At 73.0% G+C, this 19,032-nt stretch carries 21 protein-coding genes and 1 tRNA gene; 13 read left to right on the top strand and 9 right to left on the bottom strand.

The annotated features are described in order from the left end of the window. The first annotated feature begins 184 nt into the window (after positions 1 to 184). Positions 185 to 793 (top strand): M48 metallopeptidase family protein, encoded by a 609-nt coding sequence (locus ACXR2U_RS06985; RefSeq protein WP_458824235.1) that lies wholly within the window; start codon positions 185 to 187, stop codon positions 791 to 793. Between the two features lie 24 nt (positions 794 to 817). Here ACXR2U_RS06985 and ACXR2U_RS06980 read toward each other — a convergent pair whose 3' ends face one another. Next, the gene (locus ACXR2U_RS06980) at positions 818 to 2,281 is read right to left on the bottom strand and encodes a zinc-dependent metalloprotease (RefSeq protein WP_458824234.1); all 1,464 of its coding nucleotides are present in this window, start codon (positions 2,279 to 2,281) and stop codon (positions 818 to 820) included. Between the two features lie 156 nt (positions 2,282 to 2,437). Between ACXR2U_RS06980 and ACXR2U_RS06975 the strand changes: the two genes are divergently transcribed. The 4 genes from ACXR2U_RS06975 (at position 2,438) to ACXR2U_RS06960 (ending at position 7,123) form a co-directional block, all read left to right on the top strand. Beyond that, positions 2,438 to 2,758 (top strand): hypothetical protein, encoded by a 321-nt coding sequence (locus ACXR2U_RS06975; protein ID WP_458824233.1) that lies wholly within the window; start codon positions 2,438 to 2,440, stop codon positions 2,756 to 2,758. 26 nt (positions 2,759 to 2,784) lie between these two features. Further along, on the top strand, positions 2,785 to 3,813 hold the full coding sequence (locus ACXR2U_RS06970; protein ID WP_458824232.1) for a YlbL family protein: 1,029 nt from the start codon (positions 2,785 to 2,787) through the stop codon (positions 3,811 to 3,813). Between the two features lie 158 nt (positions 3,814 to 3,971). After that, complete coding sequence (locus ACXR2U_RS06965) at positions 3,972 to 6,977, top strand: UPF0182 family membrane protein (RefSeq protein WP_458824314.1); 3,006 nt, start codon at positions 3,972 to 3,974, stop codon at positions 6,975 to 6,977. A gap of 72 nt (positions 6,978 to 7,049) precedes the next feature. Then, positions 7,050 to 7,123 (top strand) — tRNA-Met (locus ACXR2U_RS06960). A gap of 59 nt (positions 7,124 to 7,182) precedes the next feature. On the opposite strand, the gene ACXR2U_RS06955 is transcribed toward ACXR2U_RS06960, so the two are convergent. Then, positions 7,183 to 7,752, bottom strand: coding sequence for a TetR/AcrR family transcriptional regulator (locus ACXR2U_RS06955; RefSeq protein ID WP_458824231.1), 570 nt, complete (start codon positions 7,750 to 7,752; stop codon positions 7,183 to 7,185). Positions 7,753 to 7,867: 115 nt separating this feature from the next. Between ACXR2U_RS06955 and ACXR2U_RS06950 the strand changes: the two genes are divergently transcribed. Both ACXR2U_RS06950 and ACXR2U_RS06945 read left to right on the top strand, forming a co-directional pair. Then, complete coding sequence (locus ACXR2U_RS06950) at positions 7,868 to 8,398, top strand: cupin domain-containing protein (protein ID WP_458824313.1); 531 nt, start codon at positions 7,868 to 7,870, stop codon at positions 8,396 to 8,398. Between the two features lie 44 nt (positions 8,399 to 8,442). Then, positions 8,443 to 9,363: a YhjD/YihY/BrkB family envelope integrity protein gene (locus ACXR2U_RS06945; RefSeq protein ID WP_458824230.1), complete on the top strand. Its 921-nt coding sequence runs from the start codon at positions 8,443 to 8,445 to the stop codon at positions 9,361 to 9,363. Positions 9,364 to 9,443: 80 nt separating this feature from the next. Here the strand turns inward: ACXR2U_RS06945 and ACXR2U_RS06940 are convergent, their stop codons facing one another. Beyond that, on the bottom strand, positions 9,444 to 9,587 hold the full coding sequence (locus tag ACXR2U_RS06940; protein ID WP_458824229.1) for a hypothetical protein: 144 nt from the start codon (positions 9,585 to 9,587) through the stop codon (positions 9,444 to 9,446). Positions 9,588 to 9,838: 251 nt separating this feature from the next. Here ACXR2U_RS06940 and ACXR2U_RS06935 point away from each other — a divergent pair, with 251 nt between their 5' ends. Together ACXR2U_RS06935 and ACXR2U_RS06930 are read left to right on the top strand one after the other, a co-directional pair. Beyond that, positions 9,839 to 10,396 (top strand): hypothetical protein, encoded by a 558-nt coding sequence (locus tag ACXR2U_RS06935; RefSeq protein WP_458824228.1) that lies wholly within the window; start codon positions 9,839 to 9,841, stop codon positions 10,394 to 10,396. A 93-nt stretch (positions 10,397 to 10,489) separates the two neighbouring features. Then, entirely contained in the window at positions 10,490 to 10,927 is a 438-nt protein-coding gene (locus ACXR2U_RS06930; RefSeq protein ID WP_458824227.1) for a CPCC family cysteine-rich protein, read from the top strand. Positions 10,928 to 10,951: 24 nt separating this feature from the next. Here the strand turns inward: ACXR2U_RS06930 and ACXR2U_RS06925 are convergent, their stop codons facing one another. After that, complete coding sequence (locus ACXR2U_RS06925; protein ID WP_458824226.1) at positions 10,952 to 11,374, bottom strand: PPOX class F420-dependent oxidoreductase; 423 nt, start codon at positions 11,372 to 11,374, stop codon at positions 10,952 to 10,954. Positions 11,375 to 11,392: 18 nt separating this feature from the next. On the opposite strand from ACXR2U_RS06925, the gene ACXR2U_RS06920 reads away from it, so the two are divergent. Next, the gene (locus ACXR2U_RS06920; protein ID WP_458824225.1) at positions 11,393 to 11,944 is read left to right on the top strand and encodes a YbaK/EbsC family protein; all 552 of its coding nucleotides are present in this window, start codon (positions 11,393 to 11,395) and stop codon (positions 11,942 to 11,944) included. Between the two features lie 55 nt (positions 11,945 to 11,999). On the opposite strand, the gene hisN is transcribed toward ACXR2U_RS06920, so the two are convergent. The 3 genes from hisN to aroA are packed head-to-tail and all read right to left on the bottom strand — an operon-like array spanning position 12,000 to position 15,148. Continuing rightward, positions 12,000 to 12,806 (bottom strand): histidinol-phosphatase, encoded by an 807-nt coding sequence (hisN, locus tag ACXR2U_RS06915; RefSeq protein WP_458824224.1) that lies wholly within the window; start codon positions 12,804 to 12,806, stop codon positions 12,000 to 12,002. Positions 12,807 to 12,811: 5 nt separating this feature from the next. Then, complete coding sequence (gene rsgA, locus ACXR2U_RS06910; protein ID WP_458824223.1) at positions 12,812 to 13,843, bottom strand: ribosome small subunit-dependent GTPase A; 1,032 nt, start codon at positions 13,841 to 13,843, stop codon at positions 12,812 to 12,814. 6 nt (positions 13,844 to 13,849) lie between these two features. Further along, positions 13,850 to 15,148, bottom strand: a complete 1,299-nt coding sequence (aroA, locus tag ACXR2U_RS06905) for a 3-phosphoshikimate 1-carboxyvinyltransferase (RefSeq protein WP_458824222.1) — start codon at positions 15,146 to 15,148, stop codon at positions 13,850 to 13,852. Between the two features lie 100 nt (positions 15,149 to 15,248). Between aroA and ACXR2U_RS06900 the strand changes: the two genes are divergently transcribed. Continuing rightward, positions 15,249 to 15,809 carry a peroxidase-related enzyme gene (locus tag ACXR2U_RS06900; RefSeq protein WP_458824312.1) on the top strand — a complete coding sequence of 187 codons (561 nt, stop codon included), beginning with the start codon at positions 15,249 to 15,251 and terminating at the stop codon, positions 15,807 to 15,809. A 46-nt stretch (positions 15,810 to 15,855) separates the two neighbouring features. Beyond that, positions 15,856 to 16,632, top strand: coding sequence for an SOS response-associated peptidase (locus tag ACXR2U_RS06895; RefSeq protein ID WP_458824221.1), 777 nt, complete (start codon positions 15,856 to 15,858; stop codon positions 16,630 to 16,632). 21 nt (positions 16,633 to 16,653) lie between these two features. Here ACXR2U_RS06895 and ACXR2U_RS06890 read toward each other — a convergent pair whose 3' ends face one another. Both ACXR2U_RS06890 and ACXR2U_RS06885 read right to left on the bottom strand, forming a co-directional pair. Next, positions 16,654 to 17,472 (bottom strand): DUF1684 domain-containing protein, encoded by an 819-nt coding sequence (locus ACXR2U_RS06890; RefSeq protein WP_458824220.1) that lies wholly within the window; start codon positions 17,470 to 17,472, stop codon positions 16,654 to 16,656. 58 nt (positions 17,473 to 17,530) lie between these two features. Next, positions 17,531 to 18,298: a DUF4118 domain-containing protein gene (locus ACXR2U_RS06885; RefSeq protein WP_458824219.1), complete on the bottom strand. Its 768-nt coding sequence runs from the start codon at positions 18,296 to 18,298 to the stop codon at positions 17,531 to 17,533. Positions 18,299 to 18,397: 99 nt separating this feature from the next. Between ACXR2U_RS06885 and ACXR2U_RS06880 the strand changes: the two genes are divergently transcribed. Further along, complete coding sequence (locus ACXR2U_RS06880) at positions 18,398 to 19,018, top strand: alpha/beta hydrolase family protein (protein WP_458824218.1); 621 nt, start codon at positions 18,398 to 18,400, stop codon at positions 19,016 to 19,018. Positions 19,019 to 19,032: the final 14 nt, after the last annotated feature.

Raw genomic sequence — 19,032 nt, 5'->3', positions numbered from 1 at the left:
GGACAACTCCCGGCCGCCGCGCGTCGGGCGCACCGGCAGGGCGGGCGTGGACCACCGGAGTGGATCTTGCCTGACCGTCGAGTCGAGGTTCACAGGTGTGGACGGCGTTGTGGACAACCTCGTCGCGGTGCCGCGCCGGTGTTGCCGGCCGGGACTGTCGGTGCCCGCAGCTACCGTTCGGGGCATGTCAGCAGTGCCGTTGCGGTCGGTCGCGGGGGAGCGGGTCGAGGTGCGCCGGAGCACCCGTCGGCGGCGCACCGTGTCGGCCTACCGGGAGGGCGACCGGATCGTCGTCCTGCTGCCCGCCCGGACCACCCGCGCCGACGAGGCGAAGTGGGTCGAGGAGCTCGTGGGCAAGATCGTGGCGCGCGAACGGCGCGGCACCAGCGCGGGTCCGAAGCGCAGTGACACTGCGCTGTTGCGTCGCGCTCGCGAACTCAACCGGCTGTACCTCGGCGGCCGGGCCGAGCCGGACCAGGTCCGCTGGGTCGGTCCGCTGCGGTCGCGGTGGGCGTCGTGCACCCCGGCGGACCGGTCGATCCGGGTGTCGGAGCGGCTGCGCCCGATGCCCGCGTGGGTGCTGGACTACGTCCTGGTCCACGAGCTCGCCCACCTGCTGGAACCCGGCCACGGGCCACGGTTCTGGGCCCTGGTCGAGGCGTACCCGCGTACCGAGCGGGCGCGGGGCTACCTCGACGGCGTGAGCGCCGCTGCGGGGCTCGGCATCGACGCGGACGGGGACGACGCGGACGACCGCGACGACGCCGGCGACGAGGAGTCCGCGACCGGCTGAGCGCCGGGGACCCGCCGCCCGGGCTCAGCGCCCGGTCGGCCCGTCCGGCCCCTCGCCACGGGTCTCGTCGCCCTCCGACCCGTCACCGGCCGGACGCGCCGGGCCCTCGGCGTCGCCGGATCCCGACGCCGCCTGGGCGGTGAGCGCCTCGAAGGCCTCGATGAGCGAGGCGGCGTCGTCAGGGCTGACGTCGTTGGCGGCCTTGACCCGGCGGGCGTAGTCCAGCGGGTCGTCGAGGTCCGCGGCGGTCGGCAGCAGGTCGGGGGCGTCCCACACGCCGTCGCGCCCGGCCGGGCCGACCTGGTCGGTGAGGCCCCACCACAGGGTGGCGGCGTCGCGCAGCCGACGCGGACGCATCTCCAACCCCACGAGGGTGGCGAAGGTCTGCTCGGCCGGCCCGCCCTCGGCCCGGCGGCGGCGCAGCGCCTCGCGCAACGCCGAGGCGCCGGCCAGGCGCGTGCCCGCGGCGGCGTCGACGATCGTGTCCACCCAGCCCTCGACCAACGCCAGCACGGTCTCGAGCCGGGCGAGCGCCGCCCGCTGCTGCGGGGTGTCCTCCGGCGTGAACATGCCCTCGCCGAGGGCGGCCTGCATGCTCTCGGGGTTGGTCGGGTCGATGCGGCCCATGACGTCTTGCAGCGCCGACGCGTCGATGGTGATGCCCTTCGAGTACGCCTCGACGGCCTCGACCACGTGCGCCCGCAGCCACGACGCGTGGTGGTAGAGCCGGTGCGTCGCGGCCTCCCGCAGAGCGAGGTACAGCCGCACCTCGTCCTCGGGGCGTTCGAGCTGGGTCGCGAGGGCGCGCACGTTCTGCGGCAGCAGCGCGGCGGTGCCGACGGGGCCGAGCGGCAGCCCGATCTCGGTGCTCGAGACCGTCTCGGTGGCGAGCCCCGCGATGCCCTGGCCGACCTGGGCGCCGAACATCAGCCCGCCGAAGCGGCCCATGATCGCGCCGAGCGGTCCGAGCTGGCTCGCCATCTCGGCCGGCAGCGCCTGACCCATCGCGCCGACCACCCGACTCGCGACCGGGTCGCACAGCATCGCCCAGCCGTCGAGGGTGCGGGCGACCCAGTCGCTGCGCGACCAGGCGTCAGACGTGGTGACCCCGCTCGGCAGGTCGGTGACGTCGTCGAGCCAGAGGTCGGCGAGGCGCACGGCGTCGCGGACCGCGGTGCGGTCGACCTCGCCGACGACCGCGGAGTCGGCCTGGACGGCGGAGTTCGCGAGCTGGCGGGCGAGGTCCCAGTTGACGGGGCCGCCCTCGCCCGAGAGCAGCTTGCCGAGCTCGGCGAACAGCGGCATGCCGCCGCCCGCCAGGTTGCCGAGGTTGCCCACGTTGCCGAGGTTGCCCAGAGCGCTCAGGTCGAGGTTGCCGAGGTCGCCCAGCCCGAACGCGGCGAACGGGTTGACCGGCTGCTCGCCGTCGCCGTTCTCGTCGTCGGGGTCCCGGTCAGAAGGACCGAACCCGAACGGGAGGTTGCTCATCGAGGGGCTCCTCTGTCGTTGCTGAACTTGAGTCACTGCGACTCACCCTACTGATCGGGGCGTGTCACCTGCACAACGCGCGGGCGCCGCGGTCCGTGCCGCGTGGTGCGGTGTTGCGCCCACGGCGAAACCGTCCCCGGCGGTAGCGTCCGGCCCGTGGGGTACCGGATCGCGACACTCGCGGCGCACGACGCCTGGGCGTTGTGGCTCGCCGCTCCGGTCCTCGGCATCGCGATGGTGTGCCTGGGGGTCTGGTGGTGGTCGCGCCCGGCGCGGCCCGTCACGACCGCACGCAGCATCGACGGCCACCACGCCTACCTCGACGCGTTGTCGCGCAGTCCCCGCGAGCGGGTCGTCGCGCCCGCGGCGGACCTGCCCCCCGTGCTCGTCGACCAGCACGCGCACGCGGTGGTCCTCGACGCCGTGGACGACGACGACACCGACGCCCGGCCGAGCACCGTCACGCTGCACGGCTGAACGGCAGCGCTCGTTACAGTGCGGGCGTGAGTCGTCGCCTGCGCGCCCTGGTGGTGACGGGCGTGCTGTTCGTGGTGGCCGTCGCGGTGGCGATCCTGTTGCCGGTGCCCTACGTCGTGCTCGGGCCGGGCGTCACGCTCAACACCCTCGGCGAGGACCCGAACGGCAAGCCGATCCTCACCATCACCGGTGGGAAGGTCCGCCCGACCAGCGGCAACCTCAACCTCACCACGGTCAGCGTCTCCGGCGACGACGTCAACGCCCTGCAGGCCCTCGCGGGCTGGCTGCGCGGTGACCAGATCGTGGTGCCGCGGGCCTCGGTCTACCCGCCGGGCCAGAGCGAGCAGCAGACCAACGAGCAGAACGCGCAGGACTTCACCGACTCGCAGAACACCGCCGAGGCGGCCGCGTTCTGCGAGCTGGGCTACCCGAAGGGCTTCGGCGTCCTGGCGGTCACCAGCGACAACGCCAAGAAGTACCTCAAGCCGGGCGACCAGCTCGAGAGTGTCGACGGCCGCACCGTGAACTCGCCGGACTCGTTGCGGGCGGTGCTCGCGACCGAGAAGCCCGGCGACACGGTCCAGGTGCGGGTCACCCGCGCCGACGAACCCCTGTCCTTCCCGGTCGTGCTGTCGGCGCCGGTGCAGGGCAGCGAGGGCGCGAGCATCGGGATCGGCGTCGGGCAGGCCTGCCTCGCTCCGTACCAGATCGACTTCGGGCTGGCCGACGAGATCGGCGGCCCCTCGGCCGGGTTGATGTTCGCGCTGGGCATCGTCGACAAGATCGGGCCGGACGACGTCACGGACGGCCGGTTCATCGCCGGCACCGGCACGATCGACAGCACCGGCAAGGTCGGGCCGATCGGCGGGATCCAGCTGAAGATGATCGCGGCGAAGGACGCCGGGGCGACGGTCTTCCTCGCACCCGCCGACAACTGCACCGACGTGCGTGGGCACATCCCCGACGGCCTCGACGTCGTCAAGGTGACCACCTTGCAGGACGCGCTGTCCTCGCTCGCGACCCTCGACGACGGCGGCAGCGTCCCGCACTGCTGACCCCGCGCTCGTCCACGGCTGTCGCCGGGTCCCCGCACAGCCGGGGTGGCGGGCGTTCCGTCACGACGCCGAGGGCGGGACCCCACTCGGTACCGTGAGCGCGGGATCGCGCCGGGCGGTCCGAACCCCTCGTCCAGCGGAGTGTGCAACCCGTGGCCATGCGGCCCCCGATGCCGTCGATGCGTCTGTCCCGGCGCTCGAAGATCCTCCTCGGCGTGATCGGGGCGCTCGTCGTCCTGCTCATCCTCGGGTCGTCCCTGTCGGGGTACTACCTCGACTACGAGTGGTTCGGCGAGGTCGGCCAGCGGGGCGTGTTCACCTCGGTCCTGGTCACGCGGCTGGTGCTGTTCGCCGTGTTCGGCGTGATCATGGCCGCGATCATCGGCGTCAACGTGGTCGTGGCCTACCGGCTGCGTCCGCCGTTCCGTCCGATGTCGCCGGAGCAGCAGAACCTCGAGCGCTACCGCAACCGGATCGAACCGCGGCGCGGCCTGCTGCTCGGCGTCCTGCTCGCGTTGTTCGGCATCATCACCGGCCTGTCGATGCAGGGCGGCTGGCAGGGCTGGACGCTGTGGCTCAACGGGGTCTCGTTCGGCCAGAAGGACCCGCAGTTCGGCCTGGACGTGAGTTTCTACGTCTTCAACCTCCCGGTCTACCGCACCCTGTTGGGCTTCGGTTTCACCGCGATCATCTTCGCGTTCCTGCTCTCGCTCGTCGTGCACTACATCTTCGGAGCGGTGCGGTTGCAGACCCCCGGCCCGAAGATGACGCTCGCGGCCCGGCGCCACCTGACCGTGCTGGTGTTCGTGTTCGTCGTGCTCAAGGCGATCGCCTACTGGCTCGACCGGTACGAGCTGGTCTTCTCCTCCCGAGGGCAGGGTTTCAACGGCGCCTCGTACACCGACGTCAACGCGGCCCTCCCGGCCAAGACCATCCTGTTCTGGGTCGCGATCGTCATCGCCCTCGCCGTGCTGGCCAGCATGTGGCTGCGCAGCGTGCTCATCCCGACCACGGCCTTCGTCGTGCTGCTGGTGCTGGCGGTGCTCGCCAACGGCATCTACCCGGCCGTCGTGCAGCAGTTCAAGGCCAAGCCCAACGCCAACGTGCTGGAGTCGACGTACATCGCGCGCAACATCGCGGCGACCCGGCAGGCCTACGACATCGTCGACTCCGCCCAGGGCGGCGGCGTGACCTACCAGAACTACAACGTCACGGGCACGCCGGACGTCGGTTCGTTGACCACCGACAACCCGACCATCGAGAACATCCGCGTGCTGGACCCGAACATCCTCTCGCCGACGTTCAACCAGCTGCAGTACATCCAGAACTTCTACGGGTTCCCGGACAAGCTCGACATCGACCGCTACGACGTCGACGACACGACGAAGGACTACATCGTCAGCGCCCGTGAGCTCAAGGCGCAGAACCTCACCGGCGACCAGCTGAACTGGATCAACCAGCACACCCGCTACACGCACGGGTACGGGTTCGTCGCCGCGGCGGCGAACAACGCCGCGGCCACGACCTCGGGCACCTTCGACGCCGGCAACATCCCGCAGACCGGCGCCGGTTTCCCCCTGAGCCAGCCGCGGATCTACTTCGGCGAGGACATGGTCGACTACTCGCTGGTCGGCGCCCGGCTGCCCACGCCGGCCGAGTACGACGGCTCCGAAGGCTCGTTCACCTACGACGGCAAGGGCGGCGTCAGCCTGTCCAGCCTGTTCAACCGGTTGGCGTTCGCCACCCACTACCGCGAGCTGTCGTTCCTGCTCAACGACGTCGCCACCGCGCCGGGCGCCCGGGTCATCTTCGACCGCGACCCGCGCGAGCGGGTGCAGAAGGTCGCGCCGTTCCTGAAGATCGACGGCGACCCGTACCCGGTCGTGGTCGACAACAAGGTCGTCTGGATGGTCGACGGTTACACCACGACGGCCAACTTCCCCTACGCGCAACGGGGTTCGCTGGCCGACCTGACCTCGGACACGCTCACCGTCAACAACCGCAGCGCGGTGCTGCCGGACGACCAGGTGAACTACATCCGCAACTCGGTCAAGGCGACGGTCGACGCCTACGACGGCACGGTGACGCTCTACCAGTGGGACGAGAAGGACCCGATCCTGAAGGCCTGGATGAAGGCCTTCCCGGGGCTGGTGCAACCCAAGAGCAAGCTCACCGACCAGACCGACCTGGTCAGCCACGTGCGGTACCCCGAGGACCTGTTCAACGCCCAGCGGTCGATGCTGCAGAAGTACCACGTCGACGACCCGTCGACGTTCTACTCCTCGACCGCGCAGTGGACGACGCCCTCGGACCCGACCTCGACGGCGACCAACAAGCCGTTCCAGCCGCCGTACTACGTGCAGGCGTCGAACGCGGAGAACCCGGACGTCACCAGTGGTGACTCGACGTTCCAGCTGACCTCACCCATGAACGTCCAGAAGTCGGAGAACCTCGCCGCGTACGTCAGCGTCGACAGCACGTACGGCGACGACTACGGCAAGATGACCGTGCTCCAGGTGCCGAAGTCGCCGTCTATCTCCGGGCCCGAACGGGCGTTCACCACCAGTACCGGCCGCGCCGAGGTCAGCCAGGACATCCGGTTGCTGGAGGGCAACCGGAACACGGTCCTCTACGGCAACGTGTTGACCCTGCCGATCGGCGGGAGCTTCCTCTACGTCATCCCGGTCTACACGGTCGGCTCCAACGAGGGCAGCTACCCGATCCTGCGCCGCGTGCTGCTCTCGTACGGCAGCGCGATCGGCTACGAGCCGACCCTCACGCAAGCCCTGCAGGGCCTGCAACAGGGCTTCGTCGGACGGTTCCTCGACACCAACAACCAGACCGGGGGCGGCACGGTCACGCCCACCTCGCCCGGCTCGACGTCGTCGCCGACCGGGAGCACGTCGGCGCCGACGACCGGATCGAACGGCTCGGTCGACCAGCAGTTGCAGGCCCTGCGCCAGCAGATCGCGGACCTCGCCTACCAGATCAACGTGGCCCAGCGGGCGGGCGACTACACCAAGGCCGGTGAGCTCCAGGGCCGCCTGGCCGAACTGGCCTCCCAGTACGGCAGCCTCTCGGCGAGTGCGTCGCCGTCGACCGGCACGCCGTCGACCGGAGCAGCCTCGGCCGGCAGCAGTCCTCCCGCCACGCCCACCGGCTGACGTCCGCACGTCACCGTCCCGACACCCCGGTGTCACGGCCACGACCCCGCGCGCTACAGTTGGTCCTACCGACGCGGGGTGGAGCAGCTCGGTAGCTCGCTGGGCTCATAACCCAGAGGTCGCAGGTTCAAATCCTGCCCCCGCTACAGATCGACGAAGGCCCCGGACCACCTGGTCCGGGGCCTTCGTCGTGTCCGGGGTGGTCTCAGCGGGGCGCGAGGCCCGCGAGCCAGGTCGCGAGGAGCCGGCGGCAGGTGGCGTCCCAGCCGGGGTCGACCGGCCGCGGCTGCGCGAGCAGCGACCCGAACACGACGACGTCGCGCGCGGTGACGTCCGACCCGATGCTGCCGTCGGCCCGCCCACGGGCGAGGACGCGCCGCACACAGCGGTGCACGGCCGCGCGGACGACGAGGGTCTCGGGGGCGGTGGCCGGCGGGCCGCCGTGCAGCGGGAGCACGAGCTCGTTGCGCTGACTGATCGCCGCCTCGACGAACCGGCGCAGCGCGTCCACCGGGGTGCTGCCGTCGCGTTCGGCCGCCTCGGCGTTGGCCAGCACCTGCAGGAACGACCGGTGCGTGAGGTGGTCCAGCAACGCCTCCCGGGTGGGGAAGTGGCGGTAGAGCGTGCCGATCCCGACCCCGGCGTCGTCGGCGATGGTCGCCATCGGCACCCGGGCGCCCTCGCGGTGGACGGCGGCCACCGCGGCCGCCACGAGGGCGTCGTGGTTGCGGACGGCGTCGCGGCGTCGCTCGCCGGTTCCCGTCCGTGCGGCCACGGCCCCATCGAACCACCTCGACCCGCTCTTGAAGCGGAGGAAATCATCCGGTTGACTGACGGCGTCCCGACGACCACGACCCGAGGAGAACGACGTGTCGGACGAAGACCTCTCGATGGGTGTGGACGTGGTCCCGCCGGACGACCCCGCGCGGCGGCTGACGTTCTCGAACCCCGACGACCCTGCGCTGCCGCACATCGGGTTGGTCGGTGACACCTACACGATCGTGGTGTCGGGCGCCGACACCGACGGCCGCTACACGGCCATCGACATGCACGTGCCCGCGGGCGGCGGTCCGCCGCCGCACCGGCACGACTTCGAGGAGATGTTCCTGGTCCTCGAGGGCGAGGTCGAGGTGACCTTCCGGGGCGAGACGCGGACGGCCCGCCAGGGCGAGACGATCAACGTGCCGTCGAACGCACCGCACGCGTTCCGCAACGCCAGCGACCGGCCGGCCCGGCTCATGTGCGTCTGCGCGCCCGCGGGCCAGGACGAGTTCTTCACGCTCGTCGGCCAGCCGGTCGACGGCCGCACGACCCCGCCTCCGCCCCTGGACGAGGAGGCCCAGGCCGCGTTCGTCGCCCGCGCGCGCGAGCTGGCACCGCGCTTCCGCAGCGAGCTCCCGCCGCCGCCGGGCGCCGGCTGAGAACCGGCCGGGTGCCCCGCGCCGGAGCGGGTACAACCGCACCCGTGACCGTCGCTCCCTCGTTCGCGGCTCTGCGTGAGCGCACCGGGTCCGCGGTCGCCCGGTGGCAGGAAACCGGGGCGGCGCGGGTCTACGGCCGCGCCCGGCACTACAACTTCGTCGCGCACGTGCTCGCCCTCGGCGCGCAGCAGGTGCTCTGCACGGCGCCCCTGGTGGTCGCGGTGTCGGCCGTCGTCGAGCGGGTCAGCGGCCGGGGGATGGGCGAGCTGCTCGCCACCCTGTTCGGACTGGACCCCGAGGCCGCCGCCGACGTCGACCGGCTGTTCTCCGGCTCCGCCCGCGTGAGCATGGCGGAGCTGGTCATCGGACTGCTGGTCGCGCTCGCGTTCGCGACCGGGGTCGCTGCGACCCAGCAGCGCGGTTTCGAGCTCGTCTGGGGGCTGCCGCGGTCCGACGGTGTCCGGATCTGGTTGCGGCAGGCCGCCTGGGGGATCGCCCTGGCGCTGTTCGTGACGGCCATGGTGCTCGCGGGCCGGCTCGGACGGTGGGTCGGGCACCCGGTCGCCCTCGACAGCTGGACGGCCGCGCTCGCACAGGGCGTCCTCGCGGCGTTGTTCTACTGGTGGGGACAGCGGATCCTGCTCGACGGCCGGGTGTCGTACCGGCGGCTGCTGCCGGGCGCGGTGGCGGTCGGGATCGGCATCCTCGCCCTGACCCGGATCTCGCCGCTGGTCCTCTCGGGTCAGATCACCGAGGAGGTCCGCGACTACGGCCTCATCGGAGCCGTCTTCGTGCTGTCGGTCTGGCTGATGGTGCTCAGCGCCGTGCTCATGGGCGGGGTGCTGCTCGGGGTCGTGATCGTGCGCCGGGGTGAGGCCATGCGGCCCGTGCCGACCGGCGAGACGCAGACGGCGGGCGAGGGTGAACCGCACCTGGCGCTGACGGAACCGACCCCACCAGCCTGATCACTCGATCTCCGAGTGTTCGGATCAGGTCAGCGTGAGGGCACGACGATCAGCGCCGTGCGGTGCCGGACGCGTGAGGGTCAGGCGCCGAGTTCCCAGTAGGCCGAGAGCTGGTCGCGGCACGCGGAGGAGCAGGTTCCGCGGGTGGACGTCGCGGTGCCGCACCAGCGGCAGCGACGGCCGTGCCGGTGGGCGTCGGACCAGCGCAGCAGGAGAGCGAGCATGGTCCGTGTGTGCCCCCGTGCGGAGCGATTCTCACACCGTCAGCGCTTCCGAATTCTCGAGTTACTCGAAACTCGATGTTTCAATCCGGACAGACCCGGACACACCGTTCGGCGGCGTTCGAGGGGGTCGGATCGTCACGCCGGGTCCGCTCGTCCGTTGGGCACGGGTGACGGGTGCCGACGGGGCGCACCGCGTGGTTGGCTGGGTGACGGTCGCTCCGGGGAACGGCGACCGCGAGGGGGACTGACGCATGGCAGGTACGGCAGCGGCGGGGTCGTTCGGGCACGAGGGCGCCGGTGCCGGCATCGGCCACCACGGCGGCCGCGTCCTCGTCGGCGCGATCGTCGCGATGATCGCGCTCGCGGTCTTCCCGCTCCCGCCCGAGAACCCGGCGTCCTTCGCCCTGCCCCTGCTGCTGTTCGTCGTCGTGCTCGGCGCCTGGGTCCTCATGCGGCGGCACGACCGGTCGCTGTGCGAGCGCTGCGTGCGCACCATGCCGCTCGACGCCGCGGCCACCGCGCAGCGCCGGCACCGTCGGTTCGCGGTCGTGCACCTCGGCGCGCGCCGCGGTGTCGTCGCGGGCTACCTCGTCGTCCTGCTCGGGTCGAACGCGTTGCTGTTCCTCGAGTCCACCCCGGCCCGGTTGCTGTGGGCGGCGGTGCAGTTCTCGATGGTGTACCTGGTCCTCGCCCACTCGACCCACCGCAGCCTGCAGCCGTGGTGTCCCTGGTGCTCCGAGGGTGGGGGCGGCGAGGACGTCGTCGACACCCCGGGCCCGCTGCCGGTGGGCGGCACGAAGGTCGGCTGACCGGGTCGTCACCCGTCCGGAACGGCGACCGGTTCTGAACGTGTTCGACACACCTGTCCGGTGAGGGCGGAGGCGTCTGGCAGGCTGTCGTGCATGAGTGAGGCCGACCGTTCCCCCAGCACCGCGACCGATGCCGCGACGACGCGCTACCCGTGTGTCTGCTGCGGCCACCTCACGCTGACCGCCCCGCCCGGGTCGTACGACGACTGCCCGGTCTGTGGCTGGGAGGACGACATCGTCGGGCTGCGGTGGCCCGACCTCGACGAGGGCGCGAACCGGCTCTCGCTCATCGAGGCCCAACGGGCCTACGCCGCGAGCGGTGCGGCCGACCCCGAGCGCGACGTGCCGGTGCGCCCCGCGCGCGCCGACGAGCCGCTCGACGACGGCTTCCGCCCGGTCGACCCGGTGCGGGACAACGTCGAGTTCGCCGAGGCCCACGAGTCGCCGTACCCCGCGGACCCCACCGAGCTCTACTGGTGGCGGCCCACGTTCTGGCGCACCCCGCAGCCCGTCGAGTCCCGAGGCGTCTGATCCCGGGGTCGGCGCGTTCGCACCTCAGCCCTGGACGGTCGGGCCGACCCGTTCGATCGTGAGCTGCAGCAGGCACCGCTGGTCGCGGACCATGGCCGCGCGGTAGTCCTCCCAGTCCGGGTGCTCGCCGGAGACCCGGCGGTAGTACGCGACCAGGCCGTCCATGGCCTCGGGCAGCGGGACGATCCGCACCGGCCCCTCGACCTGCACCCACTCGCCGTAGAACGCGTCGGTCACGACCATGACGGCCGCGTACGGGTGACGGCGCAGGTGGGCGACCTTGCGGGCCGTCTCGCGGGTGCTCACCACCACGAGGCCGTCCTCGTCGACGTCGGTCGTGACCGGCGACATCTGGGTGCGGCCGTCGGCGCGGGTGGTCGCCATGGTGGCGCGGTGGTGGGTGCGCAGGAACGCACGGGCGGACTCGATCGCGGCGGCGTCGCTCACGAGTGCCACGCTAGCCCCGTGACCGACGCTCTGGACTGGCAACCGTGGGTGGCCGCGCCCGACCTGCTCGCCCCACCGACCGCCACCGCACTGGCCGCGTGGGAGGCGTCCTCGCCCGGCGCCACCGCCACCGTGCAGGTCGCGGCGATCGACCCGGAACTCGCCGACACCGCCGCGTTCTGCGAGCGGTACGGCGTCGAGCCCGAGCAGTCGGCCAACTGCGTGGTCGTCGCGGGCCGGCGTGGCGAGGTGACCCGGCACGCCGCCTGCCTGGTGCTCGCCACCACCCGCGCCGACGTCAACGGAGTCGTCCGCAGGCGCCTCGACGCCCGCAAGGCGTCGTTCGCGCCGCTCGACGAGACCGTCGCCGCCACCTCGATGGAGTACGGCGGCATCACGCCGGTCGGGCTGCCCGGGGACTGGCCGGTGTGGCTCGACGCCCGGGTGGCCGCGGCGCCGTGGATCGTCATCGGCAGCGGCGTGCGCGGTTCCAAGCTCTCGTTGCCGGGCGCGACCCTGCTCGACTACCCCGGCGCGGAGGCCGTCACCGACCTCGCCCACCCCGTGTAGGCCCGAATTCTGTGTACTCCTGCGTCGTCACGCTGCAGGAGTACACAGAATTCGGTCAGCCGCCGAGGGCCTCAAGCAGGGCGGCGTGGAGCCGGCCGTTGCTGGCCGCGGCGTCGGGGCCGTGGGGGCCGGGGGTCCCGGCGAGGTCGGTGAAGGTGCCGCCCGCCTCGGTGACGATGGGGACGACGCCCGCCATGTCCCAGAGCGACAGGTCGGGTTCGGCGGCCATGTCGACCACGCCCTCGGCGACGAGCATGTAGGACCAGAAGTCGCCGTAGCCGCGGTTGCGCCAGGCCCGCTCGGTGAGCCCGACGAGGTTGTCCAGCAACCCGCGGGCCTTCCACCCCTCCAGCGAGGAGTACGACAGCGACGCGTCCTCGAGGGCGCCCACGCCGGACACCCGCAGGCGCCGGGGCGGACCACCTGCCACCGACCCGTACGCGCCGGCGCCGCGGGCCGCCCACCAACGGCGGTGCAGGGCGGGGGCGGACACGACGCCGACGACGGTGTCGTCCGGGCCGCCCGCCTCGGTGTCGACCAGGCCGATGAGCGTGCCCCACACCGGGACGCCGCGGACGTAGTTCTTGGTGCCGTCGATGGGGTCGACGATCCACCGGCGCGGGCCGGCGGTCGGGTCGACGCCGTACTCCTCACCGGTGATCGCGTCGTCGGGCCGTTCCTCCGCCAGGTGGGCCCGGATGGCTTCCTCGACGGCCTTGTCGGCGTCGGAGACGGGGGAGAGGTCGGGCTTGGTCTCGACGACGAGGTCGTCGGCGCGGAACCGGGCCGCGGAGATGGCGTCGGCGATGTCGGCGAGTTCGAGTGCGACGCGCAAGTCGTCGCTCCACGGGGAGTCGGGCACGGACCTCAGTGTTCCGCAGTCCGCTCGGCACCACGGGCGAGGCTCTCGGCCAGGCGCCGGAAGGCCGCCAACCGTTCGGGTACCGCATGCCCGGTGGCCACCCACTCGTCGAGTCGGCAGCCGTCGGTCGCGGTGAGGTGCCTGCAGCCGCGGGGGCACAGGATCGCGCCGCCCTCGAGGTCGGGGAAGGCCCAGAGCAGGTCGTCGGGGCCGACGTGGGCCAGGCCGAACGAGCGCACGCCGGGGGTGTCGACGACCCAGCCGTGCTCGGGGTCGTCGGGCAGCGGCAGGGCGATCGCCGAACTCGACGTGTGGCGACCCTTGCCGATCGCGCTGACGGTGCCGGTGCTGCGCAGCGCGGTGGGCACCAACGCGTTGACCAGCGTCGACTTGCCCACGCCGGAATGCCCGATCAGCACCGAGGTCTGACCTTCGAGTCGCTGCCGGAGGCGGACGAGGTCGACGTCGAACCGGTCGCGCTGCAGGACGATCGCCGACACGTCGAGGACCTCGTAGCGGGCGATGGTCTCCTCCGGGCTGGCGAGGTCAGCCTTGGTGAGACACAACAACGGTTGCAGGCCGGCGGTGAGCGCGGCGACGACACACCGGTCGATGAACCCGTAGCTGGGTTCGGGATCGGCGAGCGCGGTGACCACCACGAGTTGGTCGGCGTTGGCCACCAGCACCCGTTCGGTGGGGTTGTCGTCGTCGGCGCTGCGCCGCAGGATCGTCGTGCGTTCGTCGCGGCGGACGATGCGGGCCAGGGCGTCGTCGTCGCCGGAGGTGTCACCGACCACGCCGACCCGGTCACCCACGACGATCCCGGCCCGGCCGAGTTCGCGGGCGCGCATCGCCACCAGTTCGGTGCCGTCGTCGAGGAGCACGGCGAAGCGGCCGCGGTCGACGGTCGTGACCCGGCCGTCGAGGGCCTCGACGTGCTCGGGACGCTGCTTGGAGCGGGGGCGGCTGCCGCCCCGGGTGGGACGGACGCGGACGTCGTCCTCGTCGTACCGCTCGAGGCCGCCCCGACGCGCCACGGGTGCTCAGGCCTCCGTGGATCCCACGAGCGCGGCCCAGCGCTGCGGGAAGTCGGTCATGGTCTTGGTGGTGCTGGCGATGTCGTCGACCGTGACGTCGTCGACGGCGAGGCCGAGCACAGCACCGGCCTGGGCCATCCGGTGGTCGGCGTGAGCAGCCCAGGTTGCACCATGCAACGGTCGCGGGGTGATGGCGAGACCGTCGGCGGTCTCGGTGACGTCGCCGCCGAGTGCGTTGACGCCGTGAGCCAGCGCCGCGAGGCGGTCGGTCTCGTGTCCGCGCAGGTGACCGATGCCGCGCAGCACCGAGGGGGAGTCGGCCAGGGCGAGCGTCGCGGCGAGCACGGGGGTCAGCTCGCCGACGTCGCGCAGGTCGGCGTCGACCCCGTGGACGACGCCCGTGCCGGTGACGACCAGGTCGCCCTCGGCGAACTCGACCCCGGCGCCCATCTCGGCCAGCAGGGTGCGCAGCCGGTCGCCGGGCTGGTGGGTGCGGGCCGGCCACCCCGTGACACGGACCTCGCCGCCGGTCACGAGGGCGGCGGCCAGGAACGGTGCGGCGTTCGACAGATCCGGCTCGACGTCGACGTCGACGGCTCGCACGGTGCCGGGTGCAACGGTCCAGACGCCGGGGCGGGAGACGTCCACGCTCACGCCGGCGTCGGTGAGGGCCTGCACGGTCATGGCGATGTGGGTGGCGGACGGCACCGGGTCGGCGCCGACGTGCACGATCTCCAGGCCCTTGTCGAACCGGGCGCCCGAGAGCAGCAACCCCGACACGAACTGCGAACTCGCCGACGCGTCGATGGCGATCCGCCCGCCCTCGGCGGACCCGCTGCCGTGGACCGTGACGGGCAGGTTCCCGCCGGTCGCGGCCTCGATGTCGACACCGGCCTGGCGCAGGCCGTCGACCAGCACGCCGAGCGGGCGTTCACGGGCGTAGGGATCGCCGTCGAAGTGGACGTCGCCGCGGGCGAAGGCGGCGACGGGCGGCAGGAACCGCATGACCGTGCCGGCGAGGCCGACGTCGACCGTTGCTCCGTGCAACGTCACGGGCGTGACCGTCCAGCCGCCGTCCGGTTCGTCACTGATCCCGGCGCCCAGGGCGCGCAACGCCCCGGCCATGAGCAGGGTGTCGCGAGCGCGCAGCGGCCGGGAGATCCGCGACGGGCCGTCGGCGAGCGCGGCGAGCACCAGCGCGCGGGCGGTGTGGGACTTCGAGCCGGGCAGCTCGACCGTGGCGCGCACCGGCGCCGTGGCGCGGGGTGCGGGCCAGGCGGGCGCTGCCGCCGGTGTCGAGGTCACCCGGCCATCATCCCGTACGGTCCGTGGCGTGACGGACCCACGGCAAGGCAGTTCCCCAGCTGAGGGCGTGAGCCGGTTCGGGCACGTCGAACTCGCCGACATGCCGGAGGACATCCGGGCGCGGATCGCGCCGATCGCCGAGAAGTCGGGCTTCGTGCCCAACGTCTTCCGCGCCCTGGCGCGCCGGCCCCGCGAGCTGCGGGCGTTCCTCGACTACCACGACGCGCTGATGGAACCTGATGCCGTCCCCTCCGCCGGTGCGGGGCACAGCGGGACGCTGTCGAGGGCCGAGCGTGAACTCATCGTGGTCGCGACCTCGGCCGCCAACGACTGCACCTACTGCGTGGTGGCCCACGGCGCGATCCTGCGCATCCGCAGCAAGGACCCGGAGAAGGCCGACCGGGTGGCCACGAACCCCGGCGGTGTGCCGCTGTCGCCCCGCGAGCGGGCGATCGTCGACCTCGCGCTGGTGACCGCGGTCGACCCGGCGTCGCTGACCCCGGCCGAACTCGACAGCGCGCGCGACGCCGGCCTCACCGACGACGAGATCTGGGACATCGGCGCCATCGCCGCCCTGTTCGCGCTGTCCAACCGGATGGCCCACCTGACCGGCCTGCAGCCCAACCCCGAGTTCTTCACCATGGGCCGCACTCCGCGCTAGGGCGGCCCGCCCGCGGCTGTCGGTGGTCGCCACTACCGTCGGGGCCATGTGCGGGCGCTACGTGTCGGTGCGGTCGGATGCCGACCTGCTGCGGGAGTTCGAGGCCGAGGACGCCACCGGCGACGGCGCCGCGCAGCCCGAACCCACCAGCTACAACGTCGCGCCGACCATGACGGTCCGGGCGGTCGTCAACCGGCGCCGACGCGATGCCGAGGGTGCCCCGGTCGGTGAACCGGTCCGGCAACTGCGCACGATGCGGTGGGGCCTGGTCCCGAGCTGGGCCAAGGACCTCTCGGTCGGTGCGCGGATGATCAACGCCCGGGTGGAGTCGGTGCCCGAGAAACCCGCCTTCCGCAAGGCGTTCGCCGCCCGCCGCGCCCTCATCCCGGCCGACGGCTGGTACGAGTGGAAGCGCCCGGGCGAGGGATCGGGGCCCAAGCAGCCGTTCTACATGGTCCCGCGTGACGGTCACCCGCTCGCGTTCGCTGGGCTCTACGAGTTCTGGTCCGACCCGGCTGATCCGGACGCACCGACCCTGACCACCTGCACGATCGTCACCGCGCCCTCGGCCGGCGAGCTCGCCGAGATCCACGACCGGATGCCGCTGGTGCTCGCCCGCGACGTGTGGGCGCGCTGGCTCGACCCGGCCGAGAAGGCCCCGGTCGACCTCCTGCAGCCGTGGGACGAGGCGCACGGCGAGCTGCTCGAGCTGCGGCCGGTGTCGGCGCGGGTCAACAAGGTCGACCACGACGACCCGAGCCTGCTCGAGCCGGCCACCGTCGCGGGCGGCGCCGAGACCAGCGCCGAACCCACCCTCTTCTGACGAGCTCCCGGCGGGAGCGGGTCAGACCGTCTCGGCCGGGATCCGCTCGCCCGCCTCGACCGCCAGCTCGAGGTGGTTGCCCTCGGGCGGCAGCGGGCAGGTCGCGAACGGGGTGTAGGCGCACGGCAGGTTGGTGGCCCGGTTGAAGTCCACGACCGTTCGGCCGTCGGCGTCGGGCTCCGGCACCGACAGCGACCGGTTGGCGGCGTAGGTCGTCACCCCGGACGTCGCGTCGGTGAACAGCACCATGAACGTGCCCGGCGTGAGCCCGTCGAACGCGACCAGCCGGTGGGTGGTCCCGTCGCCCAGGTCGACGACCAGTTCCCCGGGCGCGGCGTAGACGTGCTGCAGCCCGTCGACGACCGCGCCGACCGTGACGTCGCGCGGGGCGTCGTAGCGCTCGAAGACGGCCGGCCGGGCCCACCGCGGGTCTGGGGCGAAGGTCGGGGTGCCGCGGTAGCCCGCGCGGACCGGGGCGTCGGGGTGGCGCGGGCGCACGATGTCGTTGCCGGCACGCCGGGCCACCTCGATCACGGCATCGCCGGCGCCGGCCATGACGCTCCCGCGTTCGGGGATCCGTCCGAAGACGTACCGGCCGGTCACCGGTGCACCGTCGACGGTCAGCGTCTCGCCCTCACCCAGCTGGACCACGATGCCCTCGGCGTCGGTGGTCGACCACTCCCCGGGCGCGTCGTCGAACCGCGTCGGGCGGTCGTCCAGCCAGCGCAGGCTCGTGATGGCGAGGAACCCGTGGGCGTCCGCACGGTGGACCTCGTGCGCGCGGTGCCAGTCCTGCCAGGCGAGCGCGAAGTCGGTGTCGGTCGCGGTGGTGGTCGTCATGGGAGGTGCAACGCGCACCGGCCGGGATCGATGCCCTCTCGCCGGGCTCGCGGCCTCGTCAGACCCGCGACGGGCCGTGGCGCCGGTGTTCGCGTGCCAGCGCCGTCGCGGCGAGGTCGGCCACGACCTTGGCCACCAGCAACGCCGACCGGTCGGCGTGGGCTGCCGGGTGCGCGTGCACCACGAACCGGCCGTAGCCCACGCCACCACGTTCGGCGACGATCTCGAACGGCATCGGCGGCAGGCCGACCTGCTCGACCGGCCAGACCACGTCGTCGTCCCCGCCGATGCGGCCGTCGGCGTGCAACCGGGGCATGCCGCCCAGCCGGGACCGCTCGAACTGCACCTCGGCGCCACCGAGGACCTCGGCGAGCGCGGTCCGGGTCGCCGCCACCGTGGTGCGGTCGCCGGTGTCGGTGGCCGCGAGGTCCGCGAGGCGCGAGATCGTGCGGAGCTGGTGGGCGGCGAGGTCGGCGTGCGAGCGGTGCCGCCGGCCGCGCACCGCGATCTCCGTGACGGTGACGCCGACGACCAGCAGCAGCGCGGTCGTCTCGACGTCCTCGCGCGAGGTGATCGCGAACGACTCGTAGGGCCGCACCAGCAGCAGGTCGAACCACGCCGCGGCCGAGATCGACGCCAGCACGCCCGCGCCGCGGTCTCCGCGGGCCGCCACGGCGACGACGACGGTGACCATCAGCAGCGCCGCCGCCGAACCCGGCAGGTCGTCGCGCCACGGCAGCACGACCAGCGCGATCGCCAGCGGGGCGAGCACGGCGACGATCGGGACGGTGAGCCGGCGGATGCGCCGGTCGGACAGGGTGCGCATCCCTCCACCGTGCGCGCGCGGACCCGGGTGGGGAAGGCGCGCCGCCCGATCGTCACGCGACCCTCACGGCGTCCGTGCGCCCGCCGCTACGGTCGGCGGATGCCGGACGCGGACGCGACGACGGTCGACACCTCGGCGGGTCCCGCCCGCGTGCAGATCAGCGCGGGTGAGGGAGGTGTCGGGCTGCTGGTGCTGACGCACGGCTCGGCGGGCTCGGTCGACGCTCCGGACCTGCGGGCGCTGCGTGACGCCGCGGCGGGCGCCGGCTGGACCGTGGCCGCCGTGACCCAGCCGTTCCGGCTCGCCGGTGCCCGCGCTCCGGGTAGCGCCGTGAAGCAGGACGCCGCGTGGGTCGAGGTGGTGACGGCCCTGCGCGCGACGGTGCCCGGCCCGCTCGTGCAGGCCGGGCGGTCGAACGGTGCACGGGTCGCCTGCCGGACGGCGGACCCGCTCGGCGCCGCCGGGGTCGTGGCCCTGGCCTTCCCCGTGCACCCGCCCGGACGCCCCGAGAAGCACCGGTTGGACGAGCTGGACCTGCCGACGTGCCGCGTCCTGGTCGTGCAGGGCAGCCGTGACCCGTTCGGCGTGCCGAGCCCGCGGCGGGGGCGGCGCACCGTGGTCGTGGTCGACGGCGCGGACCACGCGTTGAAGGGTGCGGCGCCGGTGATCACCCGTGAGGCGCGGCGGTTCCTGCGGGCGGTCGCGGCCCGCCCCTCGTGAACGGCCGGGTCGGT

It is taken from the genome of Jatrophihabitans sp. YIM 134969 (assembly GCF_054456675.1).
This window is presented reverse-complemented; position numbering and strand designations above follow the sequence as displayed.